Genomic DNA, 7,646 nt, shown 5'->3' on the forward strand with positions numbered 1-7,646 from the left:
ATCTTCGCCAACGCCGACAGCAGCGGCTCGCGGATCTCGTCCATCTGCGGACTGTGGTAGGCCACCTCCACCTGCAACGGCTTCACCGACGCGCCGATCTCCGTCAGTCGTCGCGCCACAGCCTCCACGGCGTCGGGATCACCGGCGAGGGTGGTGCTGTGGGCACTGTTGACCGCGGCTACCGAGACACCGTCGAGGAGCAACGGTGTCACCTCCGCGGCCGGCACGTCCACCGCGACCATGGCTCCGCGTCCGGCGAGGCGGGCCTGCAGGCTCGCGCGGTGGTAGCTGATGGTGAGCGCGTCCTCGAGCGAGTACACGCCCGCAGCGTGCGCCGCGGCCACCTCGCCCACACTGTGCCCCACGATCACCGAGGGGGAGATGCCCCACTCCCGCCACAGCGCGGTGAGCCCGGTCTGCACCACGAAGTTGGCCACCTGCGCGTACAACGTGGTCGTCAGCCGAGAAGCCGACTCGTCACGGCTCAGCTCCTCGCGCATCGACAACCCGAAGCGGGCCAGCACCTCGTCGCACTCGTCGACCACGCGCGCGAAGACCGGCTCGCTGTCGAGCAGTTCACGACCCATGCCCCACCACTGCGGGCCCATCCCGGTGTAGACGAACGCGACCGGGGCCGGGGCGACGGGCGTCGCGTCCACCACCGAGCCGCGCAGCTGTTCCGACGCCGCGGCGGAGTCCGAGGCGACCACGAACGTGCGGAACCGGTGGTGGTCGCGCTCCAGGGCGGCGGCCCGGCACACCCGCGCGAGCGCCGGAGCTCCCGGCTGGGCCAGCCAGGCCGCGTACGAGTCGGCCAGAGCGCGCAGAGCCTGAGGACTCCTGGCGGACAACGGGAGCAGGTGCGGTCGTTCCCGCTTGTCCTCGAGTCGTGCGGGCCGCACGTCCTGCCACTCCTCGAGGATCGCGTGCGCGTTTGTCCCGCCGAACCCGAACGAGTTGACCCCGGCGCGGCGTGGCCCACCCAGATCCGGGAACGCCACCATCTCGGTAGGTACTCGCAGCGGCAGCCGGTCGAAGGGGATCCGAGGATTGGGGCGTTCGAAGTGCAGGTTGCGCGGAATCCTCCCCTTGCGCAGGCACAGCACCGCCTTGATCACGCCGGCCACTCCCGCGGCAGCTTCCGTGTGGCCGAAGTTCGACTTCACCGAGCCGATCCAGTGGGTGTGCTCCGAGCCTTCGAGCACCTCGCCGATCGCGGTGGCCTCGACCGGGTCGCCCACCGCGGTGCCGGTGCCGTGGGCCTCGAAGTACCCGATGGACTCCGGCTCGACGCCGCCGGCCTGACAGGCACGTCGGATCAACGTCCGCTGAGCGCGCACGCTGGGCACCGTGATGCCCAGCGTGCGACCGTCCTGGTTCACCGCGGTGCCGCGGATCACCGCGTGTACCGGATCGCCATCGCGCACCGCCGCCGAAAGCGGCTTCAGCACGAGAACACCGGCGCCCTCACCTCGCGCATACCCGTTGGCACGGTGGTCGAAGGACTTGCACCGCGCGTCCGGAGACAGGAACTGCCCCTTGGACATGAGGACGGTGGTCACCGGGTTCACCATGACGTTCACCCCACCCGCGACGGCGGCCTCGCAGTCACCGCGAGCCAGCGCGGTGCACGCGTGGTGCAGTGCCACGAGGGAGGACGAGCAGGCGGTGTCGATGGTGAGCGACGGGCCGAGCCAGTCGAACGTGTAGGACAACCGCGCGGCGAGCATGGTCATGCTCACGCCGGTCGGTGTGGAAGCGCTCACCAGGTGCTGGTTCGCTTCCGTGAGCTGCAGCGTGGCGGCGTCGAAGGTGAACCCGCCTATGTAGACGCCGATGTTCGTCGATGCCGTCGAGCCCGGTGGGATGCCCGCGTCTTCCAGCGCCTCCCACGTGACCTCCATCAGCAGCCGCTGCTGCGGGTCCAGCACTGCGGCCTCACGTGGTGACATTCCGAAGAACCCGGCGTCGAAGGTGTCCACTGGCGCGTCCAGGAAACCGCCCTGCCGCACGAACGCACGTCCGGGAGTCGCGGCGTTGCTGTCGTAGAACGCGGAGAGGCTCCATCGGTCCGGCGGGATGTCGGCGATCGCGTCCGTTCCCTTCTCCAGCAACTGCCAGAACGTGTCGATGTCCTTGACACCGCCGGGAAAACGGCAGCCGATTCCCACGATCGCGATCGGTTCCGCCGCATGGTCCGCTGTCATCGCTGGCTCCCTCGGATGTACACCGGCGACCACTGTGCAACGCAGTTCCGCCGCCGCTCCGGTTTCTGCGCGTTTGGCTCGACGGGTCTGCCCCAAGACCCCGCGTGAGATGTCGAGTGGCCGATCGGCACGGTGACACTCACGTTCGGTCGGTCGCCTCCGGAAGTCGACAATCTCGCTCGTTGTGCCGGAGGGAAAGGATTTCAGTCCGAAAGTCCATCCGTGTCATTGGAGGAGGCGCGGAGATGTACGCTCGGTCGTCGACCCGTGGAGCGAACCAACCACCATTCTTTCGGGGAGTTTTCGCTGTGTGCCAGTCAATTGAGGAACTCCTCATGCAGATGCGTGCCGACATGCTGAAGTCGGGTGATGCCGGCGGCGCCGCCGGACTGGAGCAACTCCTCGTTCTCTCGGCGACCGGCACCGAGCTCCTGGCAGCGATGACGCGGATGGACGAGGAGGCGACGGTGTTCCACACGGCGTCCCTCGAGAATCAGCTCGCGGAATTCCGGCCGGTGGAGTTCCGGATCATTCAGAGGTCTGAGACGTGAGCAGTCGTCGTTCCGCGTGAAAGCCTGGAGAGGCTCTGGACATCTCCTTGGCTTCCCGTCCCGATTTTCAACGCGTGCAGGTGTCCGATGTGGGGACAGCCGCGCGATGGGTCATCCCGAACCGGTTCCACCCGCTGTTGCGGGATCGGGAGCCGCATTCGATCACTCATTCGCCCACGAGCGCAGCCCTTGACCGGTTCTCGCCTCCACAACTGGGGGAGAACCGGCCAAGGCTCGAAGACCGTTCACGCTGCACTCGAGGACACGATGGAAACACGTGCCTCACCACAACCCGGTCTAGTTGGTCCTCATCTCGTTCCGCAGTTCGTCGGACACGAGGGGAGTGGCGACACCGGTGATCGGGTCGACGAAAGCCAGCCTGATCGTGTCCGGCATGGCCGGGATGGCCGGGGCGGCCGGGATGGGCGGGATGGCCGGGATGGGCGGGACGCCCGGCATGGCCGGGATGGCCGGGATGGCCGGGGCGGCCGGGATGGGCGGGATGCCCGGCATGGCCGGGATGGCCGCGGCGGCCGGGACGGGCGGGCTGCCCGGCGTGGGCGGGACGCCCGGCGTGGGCAGGTGCTCCGCCTGCCTCGGGTATTCGGCGGGAATGCTGTCGGTGGCCGGGGTCAGGACACCGTGAGGGGTGCCGATGTCGGTCGCCGGCGTGGAGTGGCTGGAGCGGACGAACGCGTTCGTCGTGTCGTCCGACACGCCGGTGGCGGGGTTGTTCGCCGGGGTCGGGAGGTGTTCAGGGGTGGCTGGTCGGCCGGGTGTGGAGGGGAGGGTCTCGGGTTGGAGCGGAGCGAGGTCTTCCCTGAGCCGTACGCCCGCTATGAGGTCTGAGCCCGGCGCGGAGGGGAGGGTTTCGGGCCGGAGCGGGGCCAGGTCGTCTCTGAGCCGTACGCCCGCGACGAGGTCGAGTCCGGGCCCGGTGGGGATGCCCCTCGCGGTGTCCGCGTTGGCCCGCTCGCCCGCTGTGATGACCTGGCGGTTGGACTCCATCACCTGGATCATCTCGCCGAGCTTCTGGATGATGTGTTGGCAGTCCGACATCCAGGAGGTCATCGAGCGGTCGAACGACGCCGATGCTTCTCCGGTCCAGTTGCCGCGCAACATGGACAGTGCGTCGTTGACGTGGCTGATACCGCGCCTTGCCACGGCCTGCGTATCGCCGAGGTAGATCGCCGCCCGGTGCATCCCCGGGGTCGTGGTCGACATTCCGGCCATGGACACCTTCCTGGATAGACAACTTGTGCGGATCGTCGGACGAGCAGCCTTCGACGAAAACCCGCCTGTCGCAGAGAAGACCACATGCGGCCCGTCTCCTCGACGCTTTACCGGGCACCTTGCCCCTCTGGACCGCCACAACGTCGCGTTGGCCCACTTCCCGCGGATCTCCGTGCCGGTGGAGCGTCGGGCTCAGCGCCGAAAGACGATACGGTTCAGATCTCGTGTCGAAAGGGCAACGGTCCGGGTGCACGAGGGAAAACTTCCCGGACTCCCCGTGAGATGTCGGCCCGTCTCATCTGGACATCGATTGAATGGGCAGCTCGCACAACTCCAGGAAGGAGACCGTTTTGCGCTTGGCGAACAAGTTGGGCGGGCTCGCGGCAAGTCTGCTGGTCGCGGCTACCGCGACCGTGTCGCCCGCCTCGGCCGAGTCACCGTCACCCAGCCCGATCGACCCGCGCTCCGTGAAGGAGTCGATCGCGTACCTGGCGGCGACCTACGGCGTCAACGAGCGGGAAGCGTTGCGCCGGTTGGAACTCCAGCGCGGCGCGGCCGAGCTGGACAAGTGGTTGCGGCGCGTGGTCCCCGACCAGTACGGCGGCATGTGGATCGACCAGAAGGCCGGCGGAGTTCTCGTCGTGTCGTTGACGGACCCCACCGCTGCTCAGAAGGACATCGCCGCCAGCCCTGTTCACTCGCAGGTCCAGGTTCGCACGGTGAAGTACTCGCTGGCCGCGCTGAACTCGGCATCGGACCGGATCAGCGCGCAGGTCGGCGCCGGACCGGAGTCGGTGTACCTGCCGGTCGTGAGCCCGACCGAGAACCGGGTCGTCGTCTGGGAACGCTCGTGGCTGAAGAAGAACAAGGCCGCGGCAGGGGTCGAGGCCGTGCCGGAGGCCCGTGTGTTCGACGCGGACTCCGGGAAGGTCGCGACCCGCGTCCTGCAGAAGCCGACGCCGTACGCGGCTGATCCGGTCGACAAGGGCTACTGCCATCCGTTGTTCTGCACGAACCACGGTCCGATGAGGGGTGGCCTGCGGCTGGACCTCACGCGGGACAACGGCACCGTCGGCGGCTGCACCAGTGGGTTCAACCTGCGCACGACCGGCGGCGCGTTCCCGAACGTGCCGTGGGTGCTGACCGCGGGCCACTGCATGGCCACGAAGACGAACAACGTGCCGACGCAGCACAACACCCAGGCCGTGCTGAACCAGCACGGCATCGAGAAGAACGCGTACCCGTACGACTACGCGGCCGTGCGGTACGTCGACGCTCCCACCGCCGACCGGTGGCTGGAGAGCCAGACCGCCCGCAACCTCGTGCTCAAGCACTGCGGTGAAGGCGGCACGTGCGATCCCGCTTCTCCCTCGGGGAACCAGGAGATCACGAAGATCACGCCGCTGGCCGAGGTCATCACGGGCTCGATCGTGTGCGCCTCCGGCTCCGGGTCGAGCGCGGTGACCTACCCGGAAGCCGTGGACAGCGGTGCGGGCGAGGGCTACGTCGTCGGCACGAAGTGCGGCCAGGTCCTCTCCACCGACGTCGGCATCAACACCGACGTGTGCGCGAGGGCCGGCGACAGCGGCGGCCCGCTGTTCGACCAGACCGACAAGGCCGCGCTCGGCATCCTCGAAGGAAGCCAGCAGTCGCGCAGCGGACCTTGCCAGCCGGGTGAGCTGAACAACTACTCACCGATCTCGACGATCCTCGAGGACCTCAGCGCGCGGCAGGCGAGTGGTGGCTCGGTGTTCACCGTGATCACCACGCCGCAGGGCTGACCCGAGCGGGATCCCGAAGCCGCTACCGCGGTGCCACGTCGGCGAGTTCCGCCGGCGTGGCGCGGCGGTGGCGGCCCCGGAGCGGGAAGTGGTTGCAGGCCAGCAGTCCCAGGGCAACCACAGCCAGCCACACATAGGTGTCGTACTCGTGCAGCCGTGTCGTGAACACCAGGAACACGACGGTGAACGCGGGCCAGGAGCCGTCGCGCAGGGCGAGGAACACCAGCACGGGCACGCACCACACCCAGTGGTGCAGCCACGAGACCGGTGACGCCAGCAATCCGGCGGCCGCGATGACGAACAACGCGACGAGGTCGTCCTCCGTCTTCCTCGCCACGAATGCCGCCGCGGCCACCACCACGGCAGCGAGCGCCATCCACAACAGCGACTCGACGCCGGGCGCGAGGCCGAAGCCGCGCAGCACGCCGCGGATCGACTGGTTGGTCGACAACGACATGTCGCCGATGCGGTCCGGGTTCATCAACGAGTGCAGCCAGTACTGCAGCGAGTCCTTCGGCGCGGCGAAGAACCCTGCGACCGTCAGGCCCGCGAACGTGACCGCTGACGTCGCCGCAGCCCGCCAGTCGCGCCTGACGAGGAAGTGGAGCACGAAGATCGCGGGCGTCAGCTTGACCGCCGCGGCGACACCGATCAGGACGCCGCGCAAGCGCTTGTCCTTCATTAGCAGGATGTCGCTCACGACCAGCGCGAGCAGGACCAGGTTGACCTGTCCGTAGCCGTAGGTCGTCCACACCGGATCCAGCGCCAGCGCGCCGATCGCCGCCAGCGGCCCCACCGTCCACTTGAGGTCGGGACGGACCTTTTGCGTCACCGCGACGCACACCGCGGTCAGTGCGACGAAGTTGAGCGTTACCGCCAGCGAGTTCAGCAACGCGGCCGGTACCAGGCTCAGGCTGCTGAACAGCACTGCCGCGATCGGGGGATAGGTGAACGGCAACGCGGGATCGAGCGGGGGACCGGTGAACCCGGCGTACAACGACCTGTGTTCGAGCCAAGCCGAACCGCCCAACCGGTAGACGTCGAGATCTATCGGGTAGTGATCCGCCCACGTGACGAGCTGCCACACCAGGGCCACGAGCCAAGTCACGGTGCTGAGAAGTCGAACGGAGGACGCCATGATTGCAGGGGCGTCCGGCGACGAACCGGGTTGTCGTACTTAAGGCCGATTTACAGCGGGTCATTCAGCTGATGTGCGACCGATCCGGTCGCCCGTAACTTCCTCGCCGAGCTGGAACCCCTGTGAGGAAGGCAGAAGACATGTACGGAGTGGTGTCCGAGGTCGGCACCCGGACCGCCGCGGCGGCCCACAACCTGGTGAAGGTCTACGGCAGGGGTGACACCGCGGTGCGGGCGCTCGACGGCGTCGACGTCGCTTTCCAGGCCGGCCGGTTCACCGCGATCATGGGCCCGTCCGGTTCCGGCAAGTCGACGCTGATGCACTGCCTGGCGGGACTGGACACGGTGGACAGCGGGTCGATCCACATCGGACAGACCGAGATCACGAAGCTGGGCGACAAGGACCTGACCAAGCTGCGCCGCGACCGCGTCGGCTTCGTGTTCCAGGCGTTCAACCTGCTGCCGACGCTGACCGCGGAGCAGAACATCCTGCTGGGCCTGGAACTCGCGGGCCGCAAGCCCGACCGGCAGTGGTTCGACACGATCGTCGACGTCCTCGGCCTGCGCGACCGGCTGTCGCACCGCCCGACCGAGCTGTCCGGTGGCCAGCAGCAGCGCGTGGCCTGCGCCCGCGCCCTGGTCGCCCGCCCCGAGGTGATCTTCGCCGACGAACCGACCGGCAACCTCGACTCCCGCAGCGGCGCCGAGGTCCTGGACTTCCTGCGCATGTCGGTCCG

Annotated in this window: 6 protein-coding genes; 3 read left to right on the plus strand and 3 right to left on the minus strand. The window is 68.2% G+C overall.

The annotated features are described in order from the left end of the window. On the minus strand, window positions 1-2,207 hold a 2,207-nt coding region (locus VF330_RS32265; RefSeq protein ID WP_330855485.1), incomplete at its 3' end, for a type I polyketide synthase. Between the two features lie 335 nt (window positions 2,208-2,542). Here VF330_RS32265 and VF330_RS32270 point away from each other — a divergent pair. Beyond that, window positions 2,543-2,758, plus strand: a complete 216-nt coding sequence (locus tag VF330_RS32270; protein ID WP_330855486.1) for a hypothetical protein — start codon at window positions 2,543-2,545, stop codon at window positions 2,756-2,758. Window positions 2,759-3,055: 297 nt separating this feature from the next. Here VF330_RS32270 and VF330_RS32275 read toward each other — a convergent pair whose 3' ends face one another. Continuing rightward, the gene (locus VF330_RS32275; protein ID WP_330855487.1) at window positions 3,056-3,982 is read right to left on the minus strand and encodes a WXG100 family type VII secretion target; all 927 of its coding nucleotides are present in this window, start codon (window positions 3,980-3,982) and stop codon (window positions 3,056-3,058) included. 365 nt (window positions 3,983-4,347) lie between these two features. On the opposite strand from VF330_RS32275, the gene VF330_RS32280 reads away from it, so the two are divergent. Beyond that, the gene (locus tag VF330_RS32280) at window positions 4,348-5,772 is read left to right on the plus strand and encodes a trypsin-like serine protease (RefSeq protein WP_330855488.1); all 1,425 of its coding nucleotides are present in this window, start codon (window positions 4,348-4,350) and stop codon (window positions 5,770-5,772) included. Window positions 5,773-5,794: 22 nt separating this feature from the next. On the opposite strand, the gene VF330_RS32285 is transcribed toward VF330_RS32280, so the two are convergent. Continuing rightward, on the minus strand, window positions 5,795-6,880 hold the full coding sequence (locus VF330_RS32285; RefSeq protein WP_330855489.1) for a glycosyltransferase 87 family protein: 1,086 nt from the start codon (window positions 6,878-6,880) through the stop codon (window positions 5,795-5,797). A 170-nt stretch (window positions 6,881-7,050) separates the two neighbouring features. Here VF330_RS32285 and VF330_RS32290 point away from each other — a divergent pair. After that, the coding region (locus VF330_RS32290) for an ABC transporter ATP-binding protein (RefSeq protein WP_330855490.1) at window positions 7,051-7,646 on the plus strand (596 nt) is incomplete at its 3' end.

The sequence above is a fragment of the Lentzea sp. genome (genome assembly GCF_036380075.1).
In the GTDB taxonomy this organism is placed as follows: domain Bacteria; phylum Actinomycetota; class Actinomycetes; order Mycobacteriales; family Pseudonocardiaceae; genus Lentzea.